The 26,045-nt window shown below is 62.6% G+C and carries 29 protein-coding genes; 19 read left to right on the top strand and 10 right to left on the bottom strand.

What is annotated here, in order from left to right; genetic code table 11:
* Positions 1-19: 19 nt before the first annotated feature.
* Genes QQL76_RS17220 through QQL76_RS17210 form a run of 3 tightly spaced genes read right to left on the bottom strand, consistent with a single transcriptional unit; the run spans position 20 to position 2,657 of the window.
* Positions 20-1,345, bottom strand: a complete 1,326-nt coding sequence (locus tag QQL76_RS17220; RefSeq protein ID WP_499208692.1) for a TRAP transporter large permease — start codon at positions 1,343-1,345, stop codon at positions 20-22.
* Positions 1,342-1,854 (bottom strand): TRAP transporter small permease subunit, encoded by a 513-nt coding sequence (locus QQL76_RS17215; RefSeq protein WP_126007071.1) that lies wholly within the window; start codon positions 1,852-1,854, stop codon positions 1,342-1,344. Before QQL76_RS17215 ends, QQL76_RS17220 begins: the two co-directional genes overlap by 4 nt.
* Before the next feature lie 5 nt (positions 1,855-1,859).
* The gene (locus QQL76_RS17210) at positions 1,860-2,657 is read right to left on the bottom strand and encodes an N-formylglutamate amidohydrolase (RefSeq protein WP_499208691.1); all 798 of its coding nucleotides are present in this window, start codon (positions 2,655-2,657) and stop codon (positions 1,860-1,862) included.
* 75 nt (positions 2,658-2,732) lie between these two features.
* On the opposite strand from QQL76_RS17210, the gene QQL76_RS17205 reads away from it, so the two are divergent.
* The 6 genes from QQL76_RS17205 (at position 2,733) to QQL76_RS17180 (ending at position 9,018) form a co-directional block, all read left to right on the top strand.
* Entirely contained in the window at positions 2,733-3,566 is an 834-nt protein-coding gene (locus QQL76_RS17205) for a MurR/RpiR family transcriptional regulator (protein ID WP_499208690.1), read from the top strand.
* A gap of 104 nt (positions 3,567-3,670) precedes the next feature.
* Positions 3,671-4,621: a 16S rRNA (cytidine(1402)-2'-O)-methyltransferase gene (gene rsmI / locus QQL76_RS17200; RefSeq protein ID WP_499208689.1), complete on the top strand. Its 951-nt coding sequence runs from the start codon at positions 3,671-3,673 to the stop codon at positions 4,619-4,621.
* A 6-nt stretch (positions 4,622-4,627) separates the two neighbouring features.
* Positions 4,628-5,020: a YraN family protein gene (locus QQL76_RS17195; protein ID WP_499208688.1), complete on the top strand. Its 393-nt coding sequence runs from the start codon at positions 4,628-4,630 to the stop codon at positions 5,018-5,020.
* Between the two features lie 79 nt (positions 5,021-5,099).
* On the top strand, positions 5,100-6,044 hold the full coding sequence (gene gshB, locus QQL76_RS17190; RefSeq protein WP_499208687.1) for a glutathione synthase: 945 nt from the start codon (positions 5,100-5,102) through the stop codon (positions 6,042-6,044).
* A 189-nt stretch (positions 6,045-6,233) separates the two neighbouring features.
* Complete coding sequence (locus tag QQL76_RS17185; protein ID WP_499208686.1) at positions 6,234-7,766, top strand: YifB family Mg chelatase-like AAA ATPase; 1,533 nt, start codon at positions 6,234-6,236, stop codon at positions 7,764-7,766.
* 316 nt (positions 7,767-8,082) lie between these two features.
* On the top strand, positions 8,083-9,018 hold the full coding sequence (locus tag QQL76_RS17180; protein WP_499208685.1) for a 5'-methylthioadenosine/S-adenosylhomocysteine nucleosidase: 936 nt from the start codon (positions 8,083-8,085) through the stop codon (positions 9,016-9,018).
* 25 nt (positions 9,019-9,043) lie between these two features.
* Here QQL76_RS17180 and phhA read toward each other — a convergent pair whose 3' ends face one another.
* Positions 9,044-9,886 carry a phenylalanine 4-monooxygenase gene (gene phhA / locus QQL76_RS17175; RefSeq protein WP_499208684.1) on the bottom strand — a complete coding sequence of 281 codons (843 nt, stop codon included), beginning with the start codon at positions 9,884-9,886 and terminating at the stop codon, positions 9,044-9,046.
* Between the two features lie 154 nt (positions 9,887-10,040).
* Here phhA and QQL76_RS17170 point away from each other — a divergent pair, with 154 nt between their 5' ends.
* Positions 10,041-10,487 carry an Lrp/AsnC family transcriptional regulator gene (locus QQL76_RS17170; protein ID WP_499208961.1) on the top strand — a complete coding sequence of 149 codons (447 nt, stop codon included), beginning with the start codon at positions 10,041-10,043 and terminating at the stop codon, positions 10,485-10,487.
* Positions 10,488-10,526: 39 nt separating this feature from the next.
* Here QQL76_RS17170 and QQL76_RS17165 read toward each other — a convergent pair whose 3' ends face one another.
* Together QQL76_RS17165 and QQL76_RS17160 are read right to left on the bottom strand one after the other, a co-directional pair.
* Complete coding sequence (locus QQL76_RS17165) at positions 10,527-11,534, bottom strand: cytochrome d ubiquinol oxidase subunit II (RefSeq protein WP_126007089.1); 1,008 nt, start codon at positions 11,532-11,534, stop codon at positions 10,527-10,529.
* Between the two features lie 11 nt (positions 11,535-11,545).
* Positions 11,546-12,940 (bottom strand): cytochrome ubiquinol oxidase subunit I, encoded by a 1,395-nt coding sequence (locus tag QQL76_RS17160; RefSeq protein WP_499208683.1) that lies wholly within the window; start codon positions 12,938-12,940, stop codon positions 11,546-11,548.
* Positions 12,941-13,149: 209 nt separating this feature from the next.
* Here QQL76_RS17160 and QQL76_RS17155 point away from each other — a divergent pair, with 209 nt between their 5' ends.
* Positions 13,150-13,419 (top strand): hypothetical protein, encoded by a 270-nt coding sequence (locus tag QQL76_RS17155; protein WP_499208682.1) that lies wholly within the window; start codon positions 13,150-13,152, stop codon positions 13,417-13,419.
* A 133-nt stretch (positions 13,420-13,552) separates the two neighbouring features.
* Complete coding sequence (locus QQL76_RS17150; RefSeq protein WP_499208681.1) at positions 13,553-14,794, top strand: DUF2254 domain-containing protein; 1,242 nt, start codon at positions 13,553-13,555, stop codon at positions 14,792-14,794.
* 12 nt (positions 14,795-14,806) lie between these two features.
* Here QQL76_RS17150 and QQL76_RS17145 read toward each other — a convergent pair whose 3' ends face one another.
* The 3 genes from QQL76_RS17145 to QQL76_RS17135 form a co-directional block, all read right to left on the bottom strand.
* Complete coding sequence (locus tag QQL76_RS17145) at positions 14,807-15,016, bottom strand: hypothetical protein (protein ID WP_499208680.1); 210 nt, start codon at positions 15,014-15,016, stop codon at positions 14,807-14,809.
* Positions 15,017-15,255: 239 nt separating this feature from the next.
* Positions 15,256-15,834, bottom strand: coding sequence for a transglutaminase-like cysteine peptidase (locus QQL76_RS17140; RefSeq protein WP_499208679.1), 579 nt, complete (start codon positions 15,832-15,834; stop codon positions 15,256-15,258).
* Between the two features lie 199 nt (positions 15,835-16,033).
* On the bottom strand, positions 16,034-16,837 hold the full coding sequence (locus tag QQL76_RS17135) for an alpha/beta hydrolase (RefSeq protein ID WP_499208678.1): 804 nt from the start codon (positions 16,835-16,837) through the stop codon (positions 16,034-16,036).
* Positions 16,838-17,022: 185 nt separating this feature from the next.
* On the opposite strand from QQL76_RS17135, the gene infC reads away from it, so the two are divergent.
* Both infC and QQL76_RS17125 read left to right on the top strand, forming a co-directional pair.
* Positions 17,023-17,559, top strand: a complete 537-nt coding sequence (gene infC, locus QQL76_RS17130; RefSeq protein WP_245451508.1) for a translation initiation factor IF-3 — start codon at positions 17,023-17,025, stop codon at positions 17,557-17,559.
* Between the two features lie 111 nt (positions 17,560-17,670).
* Entirely contained in the window at positions 17,671-18,297 is a 627-nt protein-coding gene (locus QQL76_RS17125; RefSeq protein ID WP_499208677.1) for a methyltransferase family protein, read from the top strand.
* 70 nt (positions 18,298-18,367) lie between these two features.
* Here the strand turns inward: QQL76_RS17125 and QQL76_RS17120 are convergent, their stop codons facing one another.
* A complete protein-coding gene (locus tag QQL76_RS17120; RefSeq protein WP_499208676.1) occupies positions 18,368-19,462 on the bottom strand; it encodes an alkene reductase in 1,095 nt (364 codons plus the stop codon).
* Positions 19,463-19,871: 409 nt separating this feature from the next.
* On the opposite strand from QQL76_RS17120, the gene rpmI reads away from it, so the two are divergent.
* The 8 genes from rpmI to pheT all read left to right on the top strand — a co-directional run bounded on the left by rpmI (position 19,872) and on the right by pheT (position 25,908).
* Entirely contained in the window at positions 19,872-20,072 is a 201-nt protein-coding gene (rpmI, locus tag QQL76_RS17115; RefSeq protein WP_126007107.1) for a 50S ribosomal protein L35, read from the top strand.
* A gap of 37 nt (positions 20,073-20,109) precedes the next feature.
* Positions 20,110-20,511: a 50S ribosomal protein L20 gene (rplT, locus tag QQL76_RS17110; RefSeq protein WP_126007109.1), complete on the top strand. Its 402-nt coding sequence runs from the start codon at positions 20,110-20,112 to the stop codon at positions 20,509-20,511.
* A gap of 87 nt (positions 20,512-20,598) precedes the next feature.
* Positions 20,599-21,516 (top strand): BUD32 family EKC/KEOPS complex subunit, encoded by a 918-nt coding sequence (locus QQL76_RS17105; RefSeq protein WP_499208675.1) that lies wholly within the window; start codon positions 20,599-20,601, stop codon positions 21,514-21,516.
* Positions 21,500-22,582: a phenylalanine--tRNA ligase subunit alpha gene (gene pheS, locus QQL76_RS17100; RefSeq protein WP_499208674.1), complete on the top strand. Its 1,083-nt coding sequence runs from the start codon at positions 21,500-21,502 to the stop codon at positions 22,580-22,582. Before QQL76_RS17105 ends, pheS begins: the two co-directional genes overlap by 17 nt.
* A complete protein-coding gene (locus tag QQL76_RS17095) occupies positions 22,583-22,819 on the top strand; it encodes a DUF4160 domain-containing protein (RefSeq protein ID WP_499208673.1) in 237 nt (78 codons plus the stop codon).
* 19 nt (positions 22,820-22,838) lie between these two features.
* Positions 22,839-23,078: a DUF2442 domain-containing protein gene (locus QQL76_RS17090; RefSeq protein ID WP_499208672.1), complete on the top strand. Its 240-nt coding sequence runs from the start codon at positions 22,839-22,841 to the stop codon at positions 23,076-23,078.
* 3 nt (positions 23,079-23,081) lie between these two features.
* Positions 23,082-23,477: a GFA family protein gene (locus QQL76_RS17085; RefSeq protein WP_499208671.1), complete on the top strand. Its 396-nt coding sequence runs from the start codon at positions 23,082-23,084 to the stop codon at positions 23,475-23,477.
* Between the two features lie 25 nt (positions 23,478-23,502).
* The gene (gene pheT / locus QQL76_RS17080) at positions 23,503-25,908 is read left to right on the top strand and encodes a phenylalanine--tRNA ligase subunit beta (protein ID WP_499208670.1); all 2,406 of its coding nucleotides are present in this window, start codon (positions 23,503-23,505) and stop codon (positions 25,906-25,908) included.
* The last annotated feature ends 137 nt before the right edge of the window (positions 25,909-26,045 follow it).

Raw genomic sequence — 26,045 nt, 5'->3', positions numbered from 1 at the left:
CCTCTCCGTTGGTTCTCAGTCAGCGGGCGGACCAGAGGCCCGGCAGCCAAAGCGCAATTTCGGGGAAGATCATCAGGATGACGATGGTGAGCACCATCAGCCCGACGAAGGGCACGATCGATCGATAGATGTCGGCAAGCGTGATCTCCGGCGGCGCCATGGCGCGCATCAGGAAGAGATTGTAGCCGAAAGGCGGGGTGATGTAGGCGATCTGGCAGGTGATCGTGTAGAGAATGCCGAACCAGATGGCGTTGAAATCAAGCCCGATAACGAGCGGGATATAGAGCGGCGCGACGATGACGAGCATGGCCGTATCGTCGAGGAACATGCCCATCACCACGAAGGACAGGAGCATGAGAATCAGGATCGTCCAGCGGTCCAGCTCCCAGGTGTTCAGGAGCAGGTTTTCGATGGCGCGCACGGCGCCCAGCCCATCATAGACCGCACCGAAGCAGAGTGCGGCCAGGATGATCCAGAGGAACATGCAGGAGATGGTCAGCGTGTTGCGCGTTGAATCGTCGATGACCTTCCAGGTGAGCTTTCGCGACACGGCGGCGGCCAGTACGGCCAGGAGAGCGCCGACGGCGGAGCTTTCCACCAGGCTCGTGACGCCGCTGATGAAGAGGCCCATCATGGTGCCGAAAACGACCAGCGGCAGGAAGCCCGCTCCGAGTAGGCGCATCTTCTCCGATTTCGTGATGGCCGAGCGCTCTTCCGCGGGCATGGCCGGCGCAAGCTCCGGCTGAAGCCGGCAGCGGACATAGATGTAGATGCAGAAGAGCGTCGCCATCAAAAGCCCGGGCAGGATGCCGGCGAGCCAGAGCTGCAGCACGGGCTGGCGCGCGATCATGGCGTAGAGCACGAGCACGACCGAGGGCGGGATGAGGATGCCAAGCGAGCTGCCGGCCTGGACGACGCCGGTGACCATGACCTTGTTGTAGCCCCGGCGCAGAAGCTCCGGCAGGGCAACCGTCGCTCCGATCGCCATGCCGGCGACGGACAGGCCGTTCATGCAGGAAATCAGCACCATGAGCCCGATGGTGCCGAGCGCCAGACCACCGCGCATGCCGCCGAACCAGACGTGGAACATGCGGTAGAGATTGCTGGCGATGCCGGATTCGGAAAACACGAAGCCCATGAAGACGAAGAGCGGCACGGTGATCAGCGGATACCAGTTCAACACCTGAAACGCCGCGTTGAACGGCAGCTCCGACGAGCCCTGCCCCCATAGCCAGAGTGCTGCAGCCGCGCCGACGAAGCCGATGACGCCGAAGACGCGCTGCCCGGTCAGGAGCAGCACCATCATGGTGGAGAACATGAAGAGCGTGATCAGTTCCGAGCTCATGCGATCGGCTTTCCGCGCGCCATGGCGACATCCTTGAAGAAGGACGAGATCGCCTGAAGGAGCATGAGGAAGATGCCGAGCGTCATGATCACCTTGATCGGCCACAGGGGTGGCGCCCAGGACGTGTAGTTCTTCTGCCCGTATTCGATGGAATAGGCCGTGCTCGACAGGCCGCCCATGAGAAGGACGCCCAGATAGAAGAGCACGAACAGGATCGTGAAGGCATCGGTGACGGCCCGCTTCTGCGGCGTCAGCTTGCTGTAGAAGAGGTCCATGCGGACATGGCCGTCATTCTGCATCGTGTAGGCGCCGCCGAGCAGATAATAGGCCGAGAGGACGAACTGGCTCATCTCCAGCGACCAGTTGACCGGCGTGCCGATGATGACGCGCGAGAGCGTGGAATAGAGCAGGATCGCGGCCAGCACGAAGAGCAGGTACATGGCGAAGCGGCCGACGACCCTGTTGATGGCATCGACCACCCGGACAAAGGCGCGGATCGGCTTCGGCATCCCGGTCACGCCTCCCTTTGACGCGAGGATTGCGCAGCTGGCTCTGCGCGATCGGCAGCGCCGCTTGCATGGGCGGCGTGCAACGCGCGTCCGAGCCGACCGGCCCAATCGGCAACGCCCGCGGGATCGGCGATCTCGTCATTTCGGATTTCGACCATGACGGCAGCAAGACCCTTCGCATCGCCGTGTTTTTCGAGCGTCAGCGTGACGCCGTTCAGCGCCGCATAGGGCTCGTTCCACCCGACATTCAGCGTGGGGTCGTCTGCCGCCAGAGCATCGGCGACGGCGCGGGTGAACCGGGTATCGACGCCGTGGATCAGCCCGATCGGCCAGGGGCGCGGCACGCCGTGATAGACCGGCGTGAAGGAGTGCATGCAGACCAGAACGGTTTCCTGTCCTCTCGCCAAACGCTTCGCGATCACCGCGTCGATCGCCTCGTGGAAGGGCCGGTGATAGGCATCGATGCGGAACTGGCGCTCCTGCGGATCGAGGTTCTCATTGGCGGCGATGCGGGTGCGTTCCGACAACGTCCAGATCAGATCCGGCGCATCGAGATCGCGGTTGCAGTCGATGATGAGACGCGACACGGTCGACTGGACGAGCGGCGCATCGAGCGCTTCGACCATAGCGAGGCTGACCGCCTGCGCGCCCGGATCCCAGGCGATGTGGCTCTTCAGTTCTTCAGGTGTGAGGCCGAGCGTTCCGTAGCGTGCCGGCAGCCGGTTCGAGGCATGGTCGCAGACGAGTACGAAGGGCGAAGACCCTTCGGCATTCACGACGTCGACGGCTTTCTCGGTGGACATGCCCCAACACCCCCTTTACTGGTACAGTAATTCGGGAAACCGAATATGTGTCAACACTGAAACGAGAATTTCAGAATGGCGGTGAGCATTCCGGCGACGGTCGAGACCACCGTTCATGCCACGATGGACGCACTGACATCCGCCGAGAAGCGCGCAGCGCGGACGCTGCTGGCGAATTATCCGACGATCGGGCTGGCGCCGGTTGCAGAGTTTGGCACGGCGGCAGGTGCAAGTGCCGCAACGGTGTTGCGCTTCATTTCCCGGCTGGGCTTTCGCTCCTATCCGGATTTTCAGCGCGCGCTGCGCACCGAACTGGACGAGCGCACGAAATCACCGCTGCAGCGCAGTTTCGAGGTGCCGCGCCAGGAGAGCGAGCGGTTTCTCGACCGGTTCTTCGAGCAGACCGCGGAGATCATGCGGGCGACGGCCGAGCGCATCCCCGCATCCGAATTCGAGGCCGCATCCCGCAAGCTCGCCGACAGCCGCCATGCATGCCATCTCGCCGGCGGCCGCTTCACCGACGCGCTCGCCATGTACATGGAAGCGCATCTCAGGCGCGCGCGGCCCGGCGTGCGCAGGCTTGACGGGCGGATCGCCAACCGGGCCGACCAGTTGCTGGACATCAAGGCGGGTGATGTCGTCGTGCTGTTCGACATGCGCCGCTATGACGACGATTTGCTGGAAACGGCGCGCCAGCTGAAGGCAGCGCGCGCCTTCACCATTCTTGTGACGGATGAATGGATTTCGCCGATTTCGCGCTTCTCCAAGATCGTGCTGCCGTGCCGGGTCTCGATCGACCGCATCTGGGACGCGAACACCGCCATGTTCGCGCTTGTGGAAGCGCTGATCGCGCGGACCACCGAATTGTCCTGGAAGACCGCCGAAAGCCGCATTCGCGCCGGCGACTGAGTGCGCCGCGCCGGGTCGCAAATGCCTTTGGGCTTGCGCGCCGGCCTTGCGATGACGCAGAACCATTGTCGACGGCCTGCGGGTCTGCAGGCGAAGGATGAGACATGGTGCGACCAGACGAGAGCGGCCCCGCAGACACCGACCCTACGGACGGCGAAGCCGCTACCCGCGACGGCAGGCCCGCGCCGGCCTTCACCATCGGCACGACAGAGATCAAGGCGCGGCCGGTGGAGCCGGCGCTCTATCTCGTTTCCACGCCGATCGGCAATCTCGGCGACATCACCCTTCGCGCTCTGGAGACGCTGGCGGCGGCGGATCTGCTCGCCTGCGAGGACACGCGCGTAACCCGCGTTTTGCTGGAGCGCTACGGCATTCGCCGCCGGCCCTTTGCCTATCACGAGCACAATGCGCAAGCCGCCGGCGAGCGACTGATGGCGGCGCTCGATGCCGGGCAAAGCGTGGCGCTGGTTTCCGATGCCGGAACGCCGCTCGTTTCAGACCCGGGCTTCAGGCTGGTGGAGAGCGCACTTGCCGCGGGCCACCGCGTGGTGCCGATACCTGGCGCTTCGGCACCGCTTGCGGCGCTGACCGCTTCCGGCATGCCGAGCGACAGCTTTCTCTTTGCCGGCTTCCTGCCGCAGAAATCGAAAGCGCGCCGCGACCGGTTGGGGGCGCTGCAGCGCATGCCCGCCACGCTGATCTTCTTTGAATCACCCCACCGGATCGCAGATGCTCTCGTCGATGCGGCCGAGGTTCTGGGCGAAAATCGTCCGGCCGCCGTTTGTCGCGAGCTGACCAAGACGTTCGAGGAGACGCGGCGGGGCACGCTTGACGAACTGGCTCAGCACTATGCTTCCTCAGGCAATGTTAAAGGCGAGATCGTGTTTCTGATCGCACCTTTTGAGGAGGAGGCCAGCGACATCGATCCGCAGGCGCTGCTGGACGATCTGGTGCGCACGATGCCGCCGGCGAAAGCCGCGACGGAAGCGGCGAAACTGACAGGCCTGCCGCGCAAGGACCTTTACGCGCGGTTGCTCGAGATGAAGAAGGGCTGACGGCCGATGCGTGCTCCGCGTGAGCGGCGGGAGCAGCCGATGTCGCGGCAGGAAGCCGAGCGGCGCGGTCATCTGGCGGAAGCGCTCGCCGCGTTCTCGCTGCAGCTTCGCGGCTACAGGATCCTCGCGCGGCGCCACAGGACGCGGCTCGGCGAGATCGACCTGATCGTGAAACGCGGCGCCATCATCGCCTTCGTCGAAGTGAAGGCACGGAGTGACGAACGCGCGGCAATCGACGCGGTCTCCCATATGACGGCGACGCGGATCCGCAGTGCGAGCGACCTTTGGATCGCGGCACAGATGAAGCGCGGCGTCGATCTCTCCCGCGTCTCCTATCGCTACGACATCGTTGCGATCACGCCGTGGCGCTGGCCCCGGCACTTCGCCGACGCGTTTTGAGATCAACACCACTGGACAGTTGCGCTTGAGGGCACCCGCGCACTATCTGAACGACAACGCAAAGCAGGGACAATCGAGAATGGCGAAGTTGTTGAAAGTGGCGGTCCAGATGGACCATGTGCAGTCGATCAACATCGAAGGCGACTCCACCTTCGCCATGTGTCTCGAGGCGCAAGCGCGCGGCCACGAGCTTTATCATTACACGCCCGACCTCTTGACGCTGCGCGACGGCAAGGTGTTTGCCCGCATCGAACCGATGACGGTGAAGGACGAGAAGGGCGCGCATTACACGCTGGGCGAGCCCGTGCGCACCGACCTTTCGACCATGGACGTGGTGCTCTTGCGCCAGGATCCGCCGTTCGACATGGCCTATATCACCTCGACGCACCTTCTGGAGCGCATCCATCCGCAGACGCTCGTCGTCAACGATCCGGCCTGGGTGCGCAATTCGCCCGAGAAGATTTTCGTGACGGAGTTTCCGGACCTGATGCCCGAAACGCTGATCACCCGCGACTGGGCGGAAATTCGCGCGTTTCGCGAAGAGATGGGCGACATCATCCTGAAGCCGCTCTACGGCAATGGCGGCGCTGGCGTCTTTCACCTGGCCGAGGGCGATCGCAACCTCTCGTCGCTCCTGGAAATGTTCACCCAGATGTTCCGCGAGCCGATCATCGCGCAGCGCTACCTGCCGAAGGTGCGTGAGGGCGACAAGCGCATCATCCTCATCGACGGCGAACCGGTCGGCGCCATCAACCGCGTGCCGGCGGAGCACGACAGCCGCTCCAACATGCATGTGGGCGGCAAGGCGGTGAAGACCGAGCTGACCGATCGCGAACGCGAAATCTGCGCACGCATCGGGCCGGCCTTGCGCGAACGCGGCTTCATTCTCGTCGGCATCGACGTGATCGGCGACGTCATGACCGAGATCAACGTCACCTCGCCGACCGGCATCCGCGAAGTGCGCAAATTCGGCGGTGCCGACATCGCTGCCCTGATGTGGGATGCGATCGAAAAGCGCCGCTGACCACCACCGTTTGTTCCGCCACTGCAACCGCGCCGACCAGCTGTGACGTGCGATGAGTTGCAATCGTTCCGAAAACGTTCTTGTTTTATTCTTTCTGCTATGTCAAGTTGCATGGGCGGCGAATAAAACATGAAGTTGTTGGAGCCGATGCGATAGACCCTATCGGATCGTTTGGAGAGGCGGTGCAGGATGGTCAGTCGCGTCAGGACGGTGTCGTTCCAAGGTATCGAGGCGGTTCCCGTCGACGTGCAGGCGATGCTGGCGCCGGGCAAGATCGGCATGCATATCGTCGGGCTGCCCGACAAGGCGGTTGCGGAAAGCCGCGAACGCGTCCAGGCGGCGCTGCATGCGTCCGGTCTGGCCCTGCCCGCCAAGAAGATCACGCTCAATCTCGCACCCGCCGATCTGCCCAAGGAGGGCAGCCATTTCGATCTGCCGATCGCGCTGGCGCTGATGGCGGCGCTGGGTGCCATCCCTGCCGATGCGCTGGATGACTACGTCGTTCTTGGCGAGCTTTCGCTCGATGGCACGATTGCGCCTGTCGCGGGTGTGCTGCCGGCGGCGATCGGCGCGAACGCGCTCGGCAAGGGCCTGATCTGCCCGGCCGAAAGCGGCCCCGAAGCGGCCTGGGCGGGTGCCTACATCGACATCCTTGCGCCGCGCAGCCTGATCGCGCTCGCCAATCATTTTCGCGGCAGCCAGGTGCTGTCTCGGCCGGAACCTGCGTTGCATCAGCCGGCAATCGGACTGCCGGATCTATCCGACATCAAGGGCCAGGAAACGGCAAAACGCGCGCTGGAAGTGGCCGCTGCGGGCGGGCACAACCTCTTGATGGTCGGGCCTCCCGGGTCCGGCAAGTCGATGCTGGCGGAACGTCTGCCCTCGATCCTGCCGCCGCTGCCGCCTGCGGAACTGCTGGAAGTGTCCATGGTGCATTCGATCGCCGGGAAGCTTGCCGGTGGCAAGCTTTCGGATCGTCGGCCGTTTCGCGCACCGCATCACTCGGCCTCCATGGCGGCGATGGTCGGCGGCGGGTTCAAGGCGCGGCCGGGCGAGATGTCGCTTGCCCATCATGGCGTGCTGTTTCTCGACGAGTTTCCGGAATTCACGCCGCAGGTGCTCGACAGTCTGCGCCAGCCATTGGAAACAGGCCAGTGCGTGATCGCCCGGGCGAACCACCGGATCAGCTATCCGGCCCGCATTCAGCTCGTGGCGGCGATGAACCCGTGTCGCTGCGGCATGGCCGGTGAACCTGGCCACGTTTGCGCGCGCGGTCCGCGTTGCGCGGGCGACTATCAGGCACGTATTTCCGGCCCGCTGATGGACAGGATCGATATTCGCATCGACGTGCCCGCCGTATCAGCCGCCGATCTCATCCGCCCGACCGTCGCGGAGACGAGCGCGACCGTTGCGGAGCGGGTGGCACGGGCGCGTGACCTGCAGCGCCATCGCTACGGCGAACTTGGCGTTACCGGCGTGACTGCCAACGCACAATGTCCGACAGCACTGGTGGAAACCGTCGCGGCGATCGACAGCGCGGGGCGCGCGCTTCTGTCGGAGGCGGCCGAACGCATGGCCTTTTCGGCACGCGCCTACCACCGGATCTTGAAGGTCGCGCGCACGCTGGCCGATCTCGATGGCAAGCCGGCAGTCGGCCGCATTCACCTGGCCGAGGCAATTTCCTACCGGGTGATGGCGGAGCGGACGAGCATGGCTGCTTGAGCCTCTGACGGGCGATCGGTCGCTTATCCGAAGCTCGGTGCACGACCAGGCGGCCGATTTCCAAATGGCATGCCAGCAGCCAATGGCTGGAGCAGAACGCCGGCGAGGGAGGGGCAAGAGTTGCGCTCGACACTGTCGAAGCCTGCACTGCGCGGGGTCGAAGGTTCCGTTGCGCTGGGAGCAGCGACCTGGTCGTTGCCGATGGCAATCAGAAGGGAAGATCGTTGAGGATCGACTTGCGCTGCTGCGGCGTTAGGGCTTGGTTGGGATCATCCGCCCAAACTTGCCGCACACTCTTATTTCGGAGCGTCCCATAGTGAAGTCTGTCCTGCGCACTGCCCTGATCCTCACATCTCCTCTTATGGCCCTTGCTGCGCTGCCATCGACCGCCGCTCTCGCACAGGACGCCCGGCCCCTCGACGAAGCGCCGCGCACGGCCGTCGTCTCAGCCTTCGAGCCGGAGTGGCTGGCGCTGCAGGAGGCGCTGATCGAGCGCGAAGAATATGAGATCGCAGGCGTCGAATTCGTCACGGGGCGCATTGAAGGGCGCCGCGTCGTTCTGTTTCTGAGCGGCGTCAGTATGGTCAATGCGGCGATGACGGCACAGATCGCGATCGATCATTTCAACCTGAGGGAGATCGTCTTTTCCGGCATCGCAGGCGGTGTCGATCCGCAGCAATCGATCGGCGACGTCGTCGTGCCGGAACGCTGGGCGCAATATTTGGAAGCGGTGTTCGCGCGCGAAACCGATGAGGGCTTCACACCGCCAAGCTTCATCGAGACGCCGTTTCCCAATTACGGGATGATCTTTCCACGCGAGGTGGATGTCGCGCGCGCGGGTGGCGAGATGGAAGAGCACTTCTGGTTTCAGGTCGATGGCGCGCTGTTCGAAACCGCGCGTCAGCTCACAAACGCCGTCACGCTGCAACTGTGCACCAGCGACGACACCTGCCTCAGCGAGCAGCCGACCATTCGCGTGGGCGGCAGCGGCGTCTCGGGCCAGGCATTTGTCGATAACGGCGCCTTCCGCGACTATGTGTTCGAGACCTTCGGCGCCAATGTGCTCGATATGGAGAGTGCGGCCGTCGCGCATGTGGCCTACGCCAACGACGTTCCCTTCATCGCGTTTCGATCGGTATCGGACCTCGCCGGTGGCGGTCCGAGCGAGAACGAGATGGCGACCTTCATGCAGATCGCGTCCGACAATTCGGCCCGCGTGGTGCGGGCCTTCCTCGCCGCCCTGCCCGAGTGACGAGGCGTTTTCAGCCGGTTCAAACCTACCGACGCAGCGTCGACGGATCGATGGCCTTTTCGCCAACGTATCTGGCGATGATCCCCGCGATGTCGGCGTCGCGCATGGCCTGGCGCAGCGCCTCGAAAGACGGCAGCACGAAATAGACCCGCTGGAAGCTGTCGATCTCGTAGCCCGTGCGCATGATGGTTTCGATATCCATCGGAACGTGGTTCGCGTCCGGGCTCTCGAGCGCGAAGCGCAACTCGGTTGCCGAGGACATCAACCCGGCTCCGAAGGCCTTCAGCGGCCCACCCTCTTCCTGGATCAGGCCGTACTCGGCCGTGTACCAATAGAGCCGCGTGATCATCTCGTCGCCGCCGGCAGCCATCACTGACAGCGCCGTTTCACCATACATCTGCATGAAATCGGCAAATTCCGGCTGCATCAGGATCGGCACATGACCGAAAAAGTCGTGAAACATGTCGGGCTCGACGATGTAATCCAATTCGTCGCGGCTGCGGAGCCAGTCCGTGACGGGAAACCGGCGCTCGGACAGATGCCTGAAGAAGGGCTCAGCCGGGATGAGCCCCGGCACCGCGACCAGCGTCCACCCGGTGGCAGCGGATAGCCTGCGGCTGACTTCGGCGAAGTCCGGGATGTCGTCGAGGATCCCGAGCGCTTCAAGGCCGGCGAGATAGGAGTGGTGGGCAAGCTCCTGAGTCAAGGCGCGCTGCCGATCGGCGAGCGTCTTCCAGACGGCGCGGTCTTCGTCATCATAGGCGTCGAGGTTCTGGGTAACAGTGAAATCGTCCCGGCAGCGGGCATAGTCGCCGCGCATGCCGGCTGTGGCGCATTCGGCAGCGTAGGTTTCGACATTGATCGACATGATGGCGCTCCTCCAAGCTTACACCTTGTCATTCTAGCGCCGCTGCTGGAGTGTTTTCCGGCTGACTGGACCAGCGAAGGAGGAGGCTTGAGTGAAAGAGCCCAAAAAATCACCGAAAGCGGGGGAGATCCACCTCGACTGGTTCGAGGTCAGAATGCTCGATCGCCTTCAGAGGTCGGGCCGCATGCCGACCACCGAGTTGGCGGCCGCGGTCGGGCTTTCCGCCACGCCCTGCGCACGCAGGCTGGAGGCCATGATGGAAAGCGGGGTGATCGAGGGCTTTGGCGCCCGGCTCGATCGCCGCAAGATCGGGCTTTCGGTGGAAGTGTTCGTGCTGGTTCGGCTTATCAGCCACAGTGATCAGTCACCGGACAGGTTCGTCACCAAGGTCGAGGCGATGGAGCCGGTGATTGCCTGCTGGGCGCTGACGGGGGACCATGACTTCATGCTGCACGCGGTACTGCCGGACGTGGAAGCACTCAACCGCTTCATCGCCGAGGACCTGATGCGCATCGAGGGGGTGCGGGACGTGCGCACCAACCTTGTGCTGCGCAACATCAAGGGGCCGGAGCCGCTGCCGCTTTCCCACCTCGCCGAATGATCCCCGGCGAGGTGCGACGTTTTCGGCTGACTTGCTGGGTCAGTCGTATTTCAACTCCGTCGCCTTCCCCCGGAAGATACGGTAGGCGAGGATCGTGTAGCCGCCGATGGTCGGAAGCACGATGGCCGTGCCGACAAGGATGATCATCAGGCTTTCCGGAGCGCTTGCCGCTTCGTAGATCGTCAGCTGATCCGGCACGATATAGGGATAGAACGAGTAGGCGAGCCCGGCGAAGCCGAGCGTGAAGATCGTCGCCATCGCCAGAAAGGGCACCAGCGCATAGGAATCGTCCGGCCGGGGCAGCTTTGCTGTCAGGAACCAGAGGCCGGCGAAGACGGCGCCCGTCAGAAGCGGCAGCGGAGCCAGCAGGTAGATTTCCGGCGTCGTGAACCATTTGTCAAAGATGCGGGCCGAGGCGAATGGCGTCGCGATGGAGATCATCGCCATACCCGCCGCCGTCAAGAGCAGGCACATGCGCATCCAGATGACGGCCTTTTCCTGCAGCTGGCCTTCCGTCTTGTAGATCAGCCAGGCTGCGCCGACAGCGCCGTAAGAGGCCGCGAGGCAGAGGCCGACAAGCGCTGCAAAGCCTGCCGATGCCCAGCTGAGATCGAGCCCCAGCACGTAGATGCCGAGCATGTAGCCCTGCGACAGCGACGACATGACGGAGCCGATGAAGAACAGGAGGTTCCACATCCACTTCGACTGCGCGCTGACCTTGGAGCGGAAGTCGAAGGCAATGCCGCGAAGGACAAGACCGACGAGCAGCACGAAAACGGGCAGGTAGAGCGCCGTCAGGATGATGCCGTGCGCGATCGGAAAAGCCACCAGGAGAAGGCCGATCGACAGGACGAGCCAGGTTTCGTTCGCATCCCAGAACGGGCCGATCGAGGCGATCATCGTGTCCTTCTCGTCGTCGGTGCCGAAGACCGAGAGGATGCCGATGCCGAGATCGAACCCGTCCAGGATGACGTAGACGAGGATCGAAATTCCCATCAGGCCCGCAAAGATCAGGGGCAGGATGACGTCAGGTTCGTAGCCGAACATCAGGTCCGCTCCTATTCCGCCGGCTGCAGGGCTTCGCCTGTCGCCTTGCCCATGGAGACACTGTCGCCGCGCGGATCCGGGTCTTTTTCGATGTTGCCGTAATGGGCGCGGATCGCGAGCTTGTAGAGCACGGTCAGGTAGACGACGATCAGCACCGCATAGAGCGCGAGATAGGTTGCGAATGTGAGGGCCACATGGGCGCCCGGCACGGGGGCAACGGCTTCGGCGGTTGTGACCACGCCCGAAACCAGCCAGGGCTGACGTCCGATCTCGGTCGTGTACCAACCGGCAAGCGTTGCGATCCAGCCCGAGAAGGCCATGCCGGCGAGCACGAAAGCCATCGGCTTGTTGATGTCGTCGCGACGCCACAGCATCCAGGCCGCCGCCCAGGACACGACCAGCATCAGCATGCCGACGCCAACCATGACGCGGAACGAGATGAAGAGCGGCAGCACAGGCGGGTGCTCAACCGTACCGTCTTCGGCGACGAAGTCGTTGAGGCCCGGCACGACGCCATCAGCATGGTGCTTGAGGATGAGCGACGCGCCGCTCGGGATGCCAATCTCGAAGCGGTTTTCGCGCGCCTCCTCGTCCGGCAGAGCGAAGAGGACGAGCGGCACATTGCCCCGCGTTTCCCAGTTCGCTTCCATGGCCGCGACTTTCTGCGGCTGGTGTTCCAGCGTGTTCAGGCCGTGCATGTCACCGGCGAAGATCTGCACCGGGATCAGGATCGCGCCGAGGTAAACGCCGGTGCGCAGCGCCTTGTACATGGGCTCGGAGCGATCGCCGTAGATCCAGCGCAGCGCCGAAAGCCCGGCCATGAGGAAGGCGACGGTCAGGCCCGAGGCGAGCAGCATGTGCACGAAACGGTACGGCATGGACGGATTGAAGATGATGGCGAACCAGTCGGTAGCATGCGCCACGCCGTCACGCATCTCAAAGCCCTGCGGCGTGTGCATCCACGAGTTCAGCGCGATGATCCAGAAGGCCGACATGGTGGTGCCGAAGGCCACGAGGAAAGTCGCCAGCGTGTGGATACGGCTCGACACGCGAGAAAAACCAAAGAGCATGATGCCGAGGAATACGGCCTCAAGGAAAAACGCCGTCAGCACTTCGTAAGCGAGCAGCGGACCGGCGACATTGCCGACGGTTTCCATGAAACCGGGCCAGTTCGTGCCGAACTGGAAGCTCATCGTAATGCCGGACACGACGCCAAGCGCGAAGGACAGCGCGAAGACCTTCACCCAGAAGAAATAGGCTTTCATCCAGGCGTCATTGCCGGTCCGCTCATAGCGCCACTTGAAGAACAGCAGCACCCAGCCAAGCGCGATCGTGATGGTGGGAAAGAGGATATGGAAGGAGATGTTCGCAGCAAATTGCATGCGCGACAGGATTAATGCGTCCATTGTCTTCTCTCGTTTTTTCTTTCTCTCCTCACCGCAGCCTCAAAACTAAGCGATGGGGCCGAGGGCGCCAGTGTCGATACTGTCGCACGGCGAGAATGTCGCACAGCTGCCTAACGTTTCCTATCGATCTCCGTGGGTGCCGACATGCTTTCTGGCAACCCGGCTTCGGGTTATGCTCATCGTCCTGCGATGCATAGTGGAGGACGACGATGGCGATCTATCTCATCGGCTACGAGGGACGCACCGAACGGCCCTATGATCGGTTGCAGGAGGCGATGGATCGCGAAGGCGGCGTGAAACTGATCGATGGGCTCTGGGCGCTCGATGTGGAGAAGGATGCGACCGAACTGCGCGACTGGGTCCACACCTTCATGGACGACGTGGATGCCATCTTCATCGCGCAGATGCGCGCCGGCAGCCATTGGGCCAGCCGTCACCTCAAATCGAGCGCCAATGACTGGCTGAAATCCCGCCTCTAGCAGCTTTCCGCGGCCCTCGTCTCTCCACTCACAAGACTTGCAGATGCAAACTTGGCGGTGCAGATGATGGCGACATTCGGAACACTTCCATGATCGGATCCGGCGTGCCGGCCGACAATCGACGGCGGACGCAATGCGGAAATGGCAATGGAAGCTGAGACGCCTGTTCGAGCGGCTCTGGGTGCGGGCGGTTCTCTACTCAATTCTGGGCCTGATCACGGCCTTCGCGGCGGTCGTTCTCGATCCGCTGATTCCCGACGGCTTCGAGGATGCCGTGGGCGCAGGCGCGATCGATACGATCCTCAACATTCTCGCAACGAGCATGCTGACGATTACCACGTTCTCGCTGACGACGATGGTGACCGCCTTCACCGCATCCACGCAGGACGTGACGCCGCGCGCAACCCGCCTGTTGATGGCGGACACGACCACGCATTCGGTGCTCGCGACCTTTATCGGCACGTTTCTCTACAGCCTGGTCGGCATCATCGTTTTGTCGATGGAGGCCTATGGCAGCGGTGGGCGGGTCGTTCTGTTCGCCGTGACGATTTTGGTCATCATCATTGTCATTGCCGCGTTGCTGCGCTGGATCGACCATCTGACGCGCCTTGGGCGGGTGAACGAAACCACAAGAACGGTGGAGTTGGCAGCGCGGGATGCGTTGCAGGCCTATCACAGGGCGCCGACCATGGGCGCTGTGGAAATCGCCGATGACGCCGTGCCGCAAAGCGCAACGCGCATTCTGGCCAATGACATCGGCTATGTCGCCCATATCGACATGCAGCAGCTGGACACGATCGTGGGCGAAGCCGGAGCGATCGTGACGGTGCTGTCGCGTCCCGGGGTGTTCGTTCACAAATCAGAGCCGCTGGTGGCCGTGGTGTCGGGAAGCGTCGATGCAGACGAGGTCCGGTCCACCTTTACCATCGGTCGCGAACGAACCTTCGATGAAGACCCGCTGTTCGGCCTGGCGGTGCTCTCGGAAATTGCGTCCCGCGCCCTTTCGCCGGGCATCAACGACCCCGGCACTGCGATCGACGTCTTAGGACGAGGCGTGCGGCTGATCGCACTATGCTCCGACAAGATCGACGAAGCTGAAGATGCGCCCGAATATTCCAACCTTCGGATGACCCGGTTGCCGATCCTGGAATTTCTCGACCACCTGTTCACCCCGATCGCGCGCGATGGCGCGGACAAGTTCGAAGTTCAGGTCAAGTTGCAGAAGTCCCTGGCAGCGCTCGCTGCGATGGATGAGCCGCTGTTTGGAAACGCGGCGCGGCAGATTTCGCGCGTGTCGATGGATCGTGCGTCAAACACGCTCACCAGCGAATACGATATTGCGCGTGTGCGGAAGGCAGCAACACTGCTTTCTTGAAGTTTCGGCTGTTCAGTAGCCAGAATGACGATCGCGGTTCGAGCCCCGCTGGACATTCGCCATTTCGGCAGCATCCATCTTGCGGAGCAGGTCCACCATTGCGTCAGGAGTTCCCTCCGGGACGCGGAACGGGTCCATGCCGGCGAGAAGGCGCCGGTTTGGGCTCGTCTGGATCTGGTGAAGAACCACGTCTTCGAGACGCAGCCCACGAACATTACTCATTTTGGTCGTGCCGCCTTGGGATTAATACTCGACAAACACCAGCCGATTGGTTTGGTTCCACCGATCCACAACAGCTTCGAAGACAAATTGTCGCTGGTGGAAACACGGCGTACATTCTAGTCGCCCAGGCGTCAACGTTTCGTAAACGCTTTCGAAATCAAGCAGATAGTGTTGGGGCCATCCGCTGAGGTGCTGGCGGGGGCACGAGCTCAGCCCCCGGCAAGCCCGCGACGCTTCGACTACTGAAGCGCACCGACCAGAACGTCTGTGGAGTTCTCAATCGAAACCCAACGACCGGTGTGGAAGGATGCCTGGCGCTTGAGGAAGACGTAAGATGTTTCGCTCCAGAGCTGCACCTCGTCGGACAAGTTGTCCAGAACGTAGTCGCCGTTTGACGTCCGCAGCGTGAGAACGGCGTGACCCTCGCCATCGGCCTTGCGAACGACGGTGATGAGAAGGTCCGAAGCGGAGAAGCCGCGCTCCATCAGCATCAGGCGCTTCAGAAGCACGTAGTCTTCGCAATCGCCTTCGAGATCGGGATAGGACCAGTGCTCTTCGATGCCGTGCATTTCCATGTCGGTGCGCGGCACGATCGTGCTGTTTACCGCAAGGTTCACCTCCTGCACGACTTCCCAGCCGTAGTCAGTGATGTCCGGTGCGCGGCTTGCCGTGGTGCGAACGGCGCATTCCGAATAATGCCGGCGACAGAAATCGTAATGACCGATAGGCTGTGACGTCAAAGGGCCGGTGATCATCGACCGGGACGGCTCGGCCTCGGCGTTTGCCGACGGCATGGCCAGGGAAACGAAGCCCGCCATGGCAATGGCTGCTCCAATTCTCGCAATCGTCAGCACCGTTGGTCGCCCCGCCTCAGCATCATCGTTAACAAACAGTTAAAATTGGTGATGATGCAAAGTCAATCGGGCCAACCCCCGCGATTGCAGTTATGGTTACCGGCCAAGCCTGGTTGTGTCTTCAGCGCTACAGTTCGTCAGCACGCGGTTTCGTGATCGCCTCTCAATGGCCGCCGGCGATGAGATCGTTGAGCGCCTTCAGCATGCGGCCGATATCGGCCGGGCGCGACAGGCGATGATCACCATCGCGTACCAATGTGAGGACGACATCGTCAGCCGGGAGGTGCTCCATCAGCCGCAAAGCGTGAGTATAGGGCACGTCCGGATCCTGCATTCCCTGAATGATCGTGACAGGACATCCGGTGTCGATGACACCATTCAGAACGCTGTTTGCACGGCCATCCTCGATCAGCGCACGGGTGTAGATATTCGGGTCGGGCCCGTAGGGTGTCGGTTCCTCGAAACGACCTTTTTCGGAAAGATCAGCGCGTTGGGCATCGGTGAGGCCTGGCTCGATGAGTTCGGCGGTGAAATCCGGCGCCGGTGCGAGAAGCAGCATGCCTGCCAGACGGCCGGCATCACCGCGCTGCTTCAGGGCCTTTGCCATAAGAAGTGCAATCCAGCCGCCCATGGACGAGCCGACCAGTATCTGAGGTCCGGTCGTGTGCCTGTCGAAGACGGCGAGCGCCTCCTCCAGCCAGCGTGAAATCGTGCCGTCTTCGAACGCACCCCCGGATGCACCATGTCCGGAATAGTCGAAGCGCAGGCATTCCAGCCCCTCGCGCGCCGCATAGGCGTCGAGTTCGAGCGCCTTGGTGCCGCTCATGTCGGACCGGTAGCCGCCGAGCCAGACGAGGCCGGGACGATTGTGGCCGCCGAGCCCCGGCCGAAAGGCGACCGCGATGGTGCGTGCCTCATCACCCTCTCCGACGACGAGTTCCAGTCCCTTGGATGTATGCTCCTGCATGTCGATTTCCTTGCTGGTGGCATTTTCGGGGCAATTGACGGCAGAATCACCGCGCGTGGATGCTATTTCTGACTGGGCGTGCTATTGACTCAAAGCAAGCGATAACGACATTGCGGGCAATTCCGGCGATTTCGTCTTCGCAGTACATTCAGCCACAGGTTCAACAGTTCGAGGAGAACACGACCATTCGCAGACCGTTCAGAGCGCCGCCGCCAACCAAGGATGGACCGCGGGCCAATGAGGAAATCCGGGCAAGCCAAGTTCAGTTGATCGATGCCGAAGGCAATAACCGCGGAATAGTGCCCATCAACGAGGCGCTGGAGATCGCGGCGGAAGCCGGCCTCGACCTCGTCGAAATCTCACCCAATGCCGAGCCTCCCGTCTGCAAGGTGCAGGACCTCGGCAAGCTCAAATACGAAAAGCAGAAAAAAGCCGCCGAGGCGCGCAAGAAGCAGAAGACCGTCGAGGTCAAAGAAATCAAGATGCGCCCGAACATCGACACGCATGATTATGACGTGAAGATGCGCGCCATGAACCGCTTCTTCGAAGAAGGTGACAAGGTGAAGGTGACGCTGCGTTTCCGTGGTCGTGAAATGGCGCACCAGGAACTCGGCATGCGGCTTCTTCAGAAGGTCAAGGAACAGACCGCCGAAATCGCCAAGGTCGAGGCCGAGCCCAAGCTCGAAGGCCGACAGATGATGATGGTTCTCGCACCGCGCTAAATATAGCCCGTTGCTCCGTTCAAGCTCCCCGTGCCAGATGGCCCGGGGAGTTTTTTCATTTCGGGAGCCGGCTGATTAAGACATCCGCTTTGGCTTGTTGACGGACAATTCATGGACCAGACCACGCAGGAACGGGGTAAACTTCAGAACTTCCAGCGTATGCGCCGGCTTGTGCTGGCGCTCATCATCGCCGCATTGGTGATCGCGCTGCTCTTCGTGCGCTCCGCATGGGGCGAAGAAGGGCATGAGTTCATAGAGGCAATCGGGATCGGCACGATCGCAGCCGGCATTCTCGGCCGCATGTGGTGCACGCTCTATATCGGCGGCAGCAAGGCCTATGCGATCGTGACGGCGGGCCCCTACTCGATCAGCCGCAATCCGCTCTATCTGTTTTCGTCGATCGCAGCGTTCGGCGTCGGGGCGCAGACGGGAAGCCTGATCGTGGCGTTTGTTTTCCTGATCGGATGCGCCCTTGCCTTCCACGTCGTGATCCTGCGCGAGGAGCGGTTTCTGCTGCCTGCCTTCGGCGAGCCATATCGCGCCTATCTCAATCGCGTGCCGCGCTTCGTGCCGCGCACACTTAAAGTCGTCAACGAAGAGAGCCTCGTGGTGCAGCCGGCCCGGCTCTACCGGACGTTCATCGACGGCATGGTCTTCTTCGTGGCGATGCCGGCGCTCGAGATCGTCGAATGGCTGCAGTCGAGCGGCGTGCTGCCCGTGCTGCTGCGGCTTTACTAGCCCGGACGAGAAAAAGGGCGCCGCTTTCGCGACGCCCTTTTATCAGTCACCGATAGGCAGTGCCGCGTGGTCAGGCAGCCTTTTCACGTTCGAGCGTTGCGAAGGGATAATCGATGTAGCCCTTGGCGCCACCGCCGTAGAACGTGTCGGTGTCCTGCGCGTTGAGGGGCGCGCCGGTGCGGAAGCGTTCCGGCAGGTCCGGGTTGGCGATGAATGGCTTGCCGATCGCGACCGCATGGGCATAGCCTTCAGCGACGACCTTGGCGGAGCTTTCCGCATCATAGGCGCCATTGGCGATGTAGAAGCCGGTCCAGTTCGGGCGCAGCTTCTTGATCAGCTCTTCGCCGCCTTCACTGCCGTGGCCGAAGCGCTCTACAATGTGCAGATAGGCGAGCTTGCGCTGATCCAGCGCCTTGTAAAGCGCCGAGAACAAGGCTTCCGGATCGCTGTCGGAAATGTCGTTGGAATCGCCACGGGGCGACAGACGGATGCCGGTGCGATCGGCACCGATTTCCTTCACGACCCGGTCGACCACTTCGAGCGTGAGCCGCGTGCGGTTCTCGATCGAACCACCATAGACGTCGTCGCGCTTGTTGACGCCGTCCTGCAGGAACTGGTCGAGCAGATAGCCATTGGCGGAATGCACTTCCACGCCGTCGAAGCCGGCCTGGATCGCAAGCTTTGCGGCGTGGGCATAATCCTCGATCAGCTGAGGGATTTCGCTGAGGGCCAGGGCGCGCGGCTTGGACGTCGCCTCGAAACCGTTCGCCGTGAAGGTCTTGGCATTGGCAGCGACATCTGTGGAGGACACCGGCGCATCATTGTTCGGCAGGAGCGAGGAATGGCTGATGCGGCCCACATGCCAGAGCTGGCAGAAGATGCGGCCGCCATTGGCGTGAACCGCGTCGGTGATGCCGCGCCACGCGGCCACATGCTCGTCGGTGTAAATGCCGGGTGTATCGATGTAGCCCTTGCCGTAAGGCGAAATCTGGGTCGCTTCGGAAATGAGGAGGCCGGCAGAAGCGCGCTGGCCGTAATAGGTCTCGGCCATGGCGTTCGGCGTGCCATCGGACTTCGCGCGGTTGCGGGTCAGGGGAGCCATGAAGATGCGGTTCGGGACGTTCAGGGCGCCGAGCTGGATCGGTGTGAACAGCGTGTCTGCCATAGGGTCTGGTCCTTCATTCTTGTTCAGCGGCCAAGTGGGAGGATGCCGCGATTGCCTGCCTCAGATAGGTCGTGCACGATGAAATACCACCGGTTCACCACCGCAAAATGACGAACGCTGCGTGTGCCAATCGCGCTGCAACCTCTTGCGTAACGGCCCCACTCCCGGTATATGGCCGCGTCCGAACAGTCCGGCAGGGCATGCCGTGTCTGTTCCGAATGCTAGTGTGAGGCCGGGTCGTCTCCGGTTCGCACAGATCACCAACCAAGCGTTCCGCAGGGGTCTTGGGCAGCCATTTCACGATGGCGAACATGACCCTCGTTTGCTTCGGCGAACCAGAGTGCGGGAAACGCTGCATCACGGGGCTCGAACGGCAATGCCGGTCGAAAGCCTCACAAAGGAGAGCAAAATGCCCAAGATGAAGACGAAGGCATCCGCCAAAAAGCGGTTCAAGATCACGGGTTCCGGCAAGGTTCTCGCAGCTGCTGCCGGCAAGCGCCATGGCATGATCAAGCGGTCGAACAAGTTCATTCGCGACGCACGCGGCACGATGGTCCTTTCGGACGCCGACGCCAAGATCGTCAAGAAGTTCCTGCCGAACGGTCTCTGAGACCTTCGCCCCGACCGAGATTTAAGGAGATCACACCATGGCACGCGTGAAAAGAGGCGTCACTTCGCACGCCAAGCACAAGAAAGTCCTGAAGAAGGCAAAAGGCTTTTACGGCCGCCGCAAGAACACGATCCGCGCAGCAAAGGCTGCCGTCGATCGTTCGATGCAGTACGCATATCGCGATCGCAAGAACCGGAAGCGCAATTTCCGCGCTCTCTGGGTCCAGCGCATCAACGCAGCCGTTCGCGAGCACGGCCTGACCTACGGCCGCTTCATCGATGGCCTGACCAAGTCCGGCATCGAAGTCGACCGCAAGGTGCTGTCCGACATGGCCATCCACGAGCCGGAAGCATTCGGCGCGCTGGTTGCAGCAGCCAAGAAAGCGCTCGAGTATCTGAAAGACACGACGCCGAACGCATTTGAAAGCGCTGTCCGCTAAGCCAGCGCCTTCACGATACCATTCGCCTGAAGGAACCCGCGCTGGCTGACCGGCGCGGGTTTTTTCGTTTCTGGAGCATGCAGGACGATGCGCAACACCCGCACAGAGGATGAGATGTCACCGGAAGGTCTGCGCGACCTTCTGGCGCTGCTTGCTTCCTCGCGCGGCGAGCGCATCAGCCGTGCCGTGGTCGATGGCGACACTGTATGGGTCAAGCGCTACGATGCCGAAAGCCGGCCGCTCGGCAAACGGCTGCATGGCTGGGCGACACCCCTGATGCCGAAGCCATTCCTGCGGTCTTCCAGATTGCTGAAGCCACACGCCCAGGTCGATCGCGAGTTGCGCAAGATGGAGGCCTTCCAGCGTGCAGGCTTCATCACCGCCGGCCTTGTCTACCGCAAGGGGCCGATCCTGGTGCTGCGCAACGGCCCGCCGACGCTGCTTTCGCTGGTGGACGGGGCGGCCACTGCTGCCGACAGTCACCGCCTGCTGAGAGGTGGCGGCGAGGCGCTTGCCAAGGCGCACCGCCTCGGGCTTTGCCACGGACGGCCACATCCCCGGGATATGTTCCACGACGGCCAGAACTGGGGCTTCATGGACTTCGAGGAGGAGCCGGAAGCAGTGATGCCGCTTGCCGAAGCGCAGGCGCGCGATGCCTTTCTCTATCAGTTCGGGGTCGTCGCCCTGTCGCGCGATGCCGAAACGCCGCAAAGCGTGCTTGACGCCTATCGCGCCAGGGCGCCCGCCGCCACCTGCGCGGCGCTCGACAGGCTCATCGCCTTCTTCAAGCCGCTGCAGCGGGTTGGCGAAGCGATGGCGAAGGTTCACCGCGGTGGCGACCTCGATCGGTTGCTGCGAGCCATGGCCGTGTTTTCGGCACCGACAGCCGCGACGGCGTCATCGAAGCCCTTGGAGGCCGGGGCGCTTTCTGATTTAAGACCCGCCGAAGAAGGCCGGCCCGAGCGGCCGCCAACATGCAGGACCCAGGATGAGCGACATCGTTGAGTTGGAAGAGACGATCCTTGCCCGGATCGCCGAAGCAGATGACGAACAGGCGATCGAAGCCGTGCGCGTCGCGGCGCTCGGCAAGAAGGGCTCGATCTCCGAAAAGCTGAAGACGCTCGGGGCCATGAGCGCTGAAGAGCGCCAGACCATGGGCCCAGCGATCAACGGGCTGAAGACACGCGTGACGGATGCCATTGCGGAGCGCAAGCAGCATCTGAAGGCGGTGGCCATCGAGGCGCGGCTTTCGCGCGAAACGCTCGACGTGACGCTGCCGGTGCGGCCATCCCCAACCGAGATCGGCCGCATCCACCCGATCACCCAGGTGATCGACGAAATCACCGCGATCTTCGCCGACATGGGCTTTTCGATCGCCGAAGGTCCGGACATCGAGACGGACTACTACAATTTCACGGCGCTGAACTTCCCCGAGGGTCACCCGGCCCGCGAGATGCACGACACGTTCTTCCTGAAGGCCGCCGAAGGCGAGGAGGCGAAGGTGCTGCGCACGCACACTTCGCCCGTGCAGATCCGCACCATGGAGACCCAGAAGCCGCCGATCCGCATCGTCATCCCCGGCAAGACCTACCGCCAGGACAGCGACGCAACGCATTCGCCGATGTTCCACCAGGTGGAAGGCCTCGTCATCGACAAGACGGCCAACATCGCCAACATGAAGTGGGTGCTGGAGGAATTCTGCAAGGCGTTCTTCGAAGTGCCGCAGGTGAAGATGCGCTTCCGGCCATCCTTCTTCCCTTTCACCGAGCCGTCGATGGAAGTCGACATCCAGTGCGACCGATCTGGCAGCGAAGTAAAGTTCGGGGAGGGCACTGACTGGATGGAGATCCTCGGCTGCGGCATGGTACACCCGAACGTGCTGAAGGCCGGCGGGCTCGATCCCGACGAATACCAGGGCTTTGCCTGGGGCATGGGCATCGACCGCATCGCGATGTTGAAATACGGCATGCCGGACCTGCGCGCCTTCTTCGACGCGGATGTGCGCTGGCTCAACCATTACGGCTTCCGCCCGCTCGACATGCCGACGCTGTTTGGCGGCTTGAGTGGGTAGGTGCCAACGCTGCTGATCTGGCATGGCTACCGGTTTCGCTTCTATGCCTCTGATGGTCCGGAACCGCCCCATGTCCATATTGTGAAGGAAGGCAGCACCGCGAAAGTCTGGCTCCGTCATTTGTCGGTCAGCTACAATCGCGGATACAATGAGCGGGAGTTGAGGGAGCTTCTGGCCGTTGTGGCGGAGAACCGTGATGACTGGATTGGAACCTGGAATGCATTCTTCGGAGTTTGAAACGGAGGAGGTTCGTCCCATGGCCGCGCGCTGCGACGCCGATGGCGTCAGCGTGAAGCTGGCCGACGGGCGCGAAGTGCAGGCGCCGCTCTGGTGGTATCCGTTTCTTCTGCGCGCCGAACCGACCGCTCGTGCAGAGATCGAATTGCAGTTCGATGGCTTGTGGTGGCCGACACTCGACGAGGGCATATCGATCAAGTCGATGCTGCTCGGCTGGAGAGCACCGGGTGCCGTTCCGCCCTCGGTTGCGGCGGAGTAGCGCATGCCTCACGCGGGATCATGCCGGTGCGCGCGCGTTGCGGTGGAGACGAAGGCTGAGCCGTTTCGGCGCGCCTATTGCCATTGCCGCGATTGTCGCAAGCAGACGGGTGCGCCCGTGATGGCCTTTGTCGGTTTCATGGATGACGCGCTGACCTGGTTCGGCACCCCCAAATCCTATCGCTTCGGCGGCGTGGAGCGTCTGTTCTGCGGCGATTGCGGCAGCCAGATCGGCTATCGCGACGAGCGGCTTTCAGGCCGCGTCTACCTGGCGCTCGGCTTCATGGACGATCCGGAGGCGCATCCGCCGACCTTCCACGCCTTTAGCAAGCGGCAGATGCCGTTCGTCGTGATGGACGATCATCTGCCGCGCTTCGACGACTTTCCGCCCGAACGCTGATTTCTCCCTTGATGGACCCCGAACAATGAAATTCACACTCTCCTGGTTGAAGGACCACCTCGACACGGATGCGCCTCTGGAGCGCATCGTCGAGACGCTGACGGCAATCGGCCTCGAGGTCGAGAGCGTCGACGACAAGGCGGCCCTCCAGCCTTTCGTGATCGCCAAGGTTCTGTCGGCGGAAAAGCACCCCGACGCGGACAAACTGCGCGTGCTCATGGTCGACACCGGGTGCGGCGATCCGGTGCAGGTGGTCTGCGGCGCGCCGAATGCGCGGGCGGGCCTCATCGGCGCCTTTGCAGCACCCGGCACCTATGTTCCCGGCATCGATACGACTCTCGCCGTCGGCACGATCCGTGGCGTCGAAAGCCGCGGCATGATGTGCTCCGAGCGCGAACTCGAAATGTCGGATGCCCATGACGGCATCATCGACCTGCCGGACGATGCGCCTGTCGGCACGACCTTTGCGAGCTATGCAGGGCTCGACGATCCGGTCATCGAGATCGGCCTGACGCCGAACCATCCGGAAGCGACCGGGGTTGCCGGCATCGCGCGCGATCTCGCCGCCGCCGGGCTTGGCACGCTGAAGACGGCCCCGATCGCAACCGTGGACGGCGAAGGCCCTTGCCCAGTGAAGGTGCGCATCGATGCGCCCGAGCTCTGCCCGGGCTTCGCGCTCCGGCTGGTGCGCGGCGTGAAGAACGGACCGAGCCCCACCTGGATGCAGAAGCGCCTTTTGGCGATCGGGCTTCGACCGATCAATGCGCTGGTCGACATCACCAATTACATCACCTTCGATCGCGGCCGGCCGCTGCACGTCTTCGATGCGGCGAAGGTTGCGGGCGACCTCGTGGTGCGGCGCGCGGCAGATGGCGAACAGATGCTGGCGCTCGACGAGCGCACCTATACGCTGAACAGCTCCATGTGCGTGATTGCCGACGACAATGGCGTTGAATCGCTTGCCGGCATCATGGGCGGCGAGCATTCGGGTTGCGACGAAACGACGACCGACGTGCTGATCGAATCGGCGCTATGGGACCCGATCACCATCGCCAAGACCGGCCGCTCGCTCGGCATCATCACCGATGCGCGCTATCGCTTCGAGCGTGGCGTGGATCCGGAATTCCTGGTTCCCGGCCTCGAACTGGCGACGCAGCTCGTCACCGAAATCTGTGGCGGCACCCCGAGCGAGGCCGAAGTCGTCGGATATCAGACGCCGGAGCGGAAGAGCATCCGCTTCCCCATCTCCGAGGTGAAGCGGCTGACGGGCATCGACGTTGCGCCAGACGATGCGACCGGCATTCTGACCCGTCTCGGCTTCGAGGTTCAGGGCTCGGGCGATACTGTTGACGTGCTGGTGCCCACCTGGCGGCCGGACGTGGATGGCAAGGCCGATCTCGTCGAAGAAGTGATGCGGATCACGGGTGTTGACCAGATCGCGCCGCAGCCGCTGCAAAGCCATGGCGCCGTCAATGGTCGCATCCTGACGACGCTGCAGATCCGCACGCGGCTTGCGCGCCGGACGCTTGCGGTGCGCGGCATGCTGGAAGCCGTCACCTGGTCGTTCATTCCCGAAGCCCATGCCAAGGCCTTCGGTGGCGGACAGCCATCGCTGAAGCTTTCGAACCCCATCGCAGCCGACATGTCGGACATGCGTCCTTCGCTGCTGCCCGGCCTCATCGCCGCAGCCCAGCGCAATGCGGATCGCGGTATCGGCGACGTGGCGCTCTTCGAAGTCTCCGGTACCTATGAAGGCGACGGCCCGAACGACCAGCGTCGTGTCGCGGGCGGCGTTCGCCGCGGTACGGCTCGCTTCACCGGCACGGGACGCCATTGGGACGGCGCCGCCAAGCCCGTCGGCGTATTCGATGCGAAGGCAGATGCAATCGCGGTGCTGGAAGCTGCCGGTGCGCCGATCGACAAGCTGCAGATCGAACCCGGTGGCCCTTCCTGGTACCATCCGGGTCGCTCAGGCACGATCAAACTCGGCCCGAAGATGGTGCTTGGCACGTTCGGCGAGCTCCACCCGCTGGTCCTGGAAACACTCGACGTTTCCGGCGCGCTTGCCGGCTTCGAAGTGTTCGTCGACGCCATTCCCGAGCCCAAGCGCAAGGCGACGCGCACGAAGCCCGCATTGACGCTCTCGCCACTGCAGGCGGTCAAGCGCGACTTCGCCTTCGTCGTCGACAAGGCCGTGCGCAGCGCCGACATCCTGAAAGCCGCCTCGGCGGCAGACAAGAAACTGATCGCAGGCGTGACGGTGTTCGACCTGTTCGAAGGGCCGTCGCTCGGGGAAGACCGCAAGTCTGTCGCAATCGAAGTTTCGATCCAGCCGACGGACCGAACACTGACGGACGAAGACCTCGAGGCCCTGACCTTGCGTGTCGTCGATAACGTCACCAAAGCGACCGGTGGCACGCTGCGCGGCTGATGATAGCTACGGAAGGGCGTTCGTCCGAATGCCCTTCACTTCAAGCTGTTGAAGACTTCGATTGTTCTTTTCGATTTCTTTTCAAATTGCTCGATTTTTCTCCATGGAAAATAGTTTTTGTGCCATGGCGAAGTCTC

Origin of the sequence: Rhizobium albus (assembly GCA_030160035.1) — a bacterium.
Classification (GTDB): domain Bacteria; phylum Pseudomonadota; class Alphaproteobacteria; order Rhizobiales; family Rhizobiaceae; genus Georhizobium; species Georhizobium albus.
Note: the sequence above shows the minus strand (reverse complement) of the source record. Positions and strands in the feature narration are given on the sequence as shown.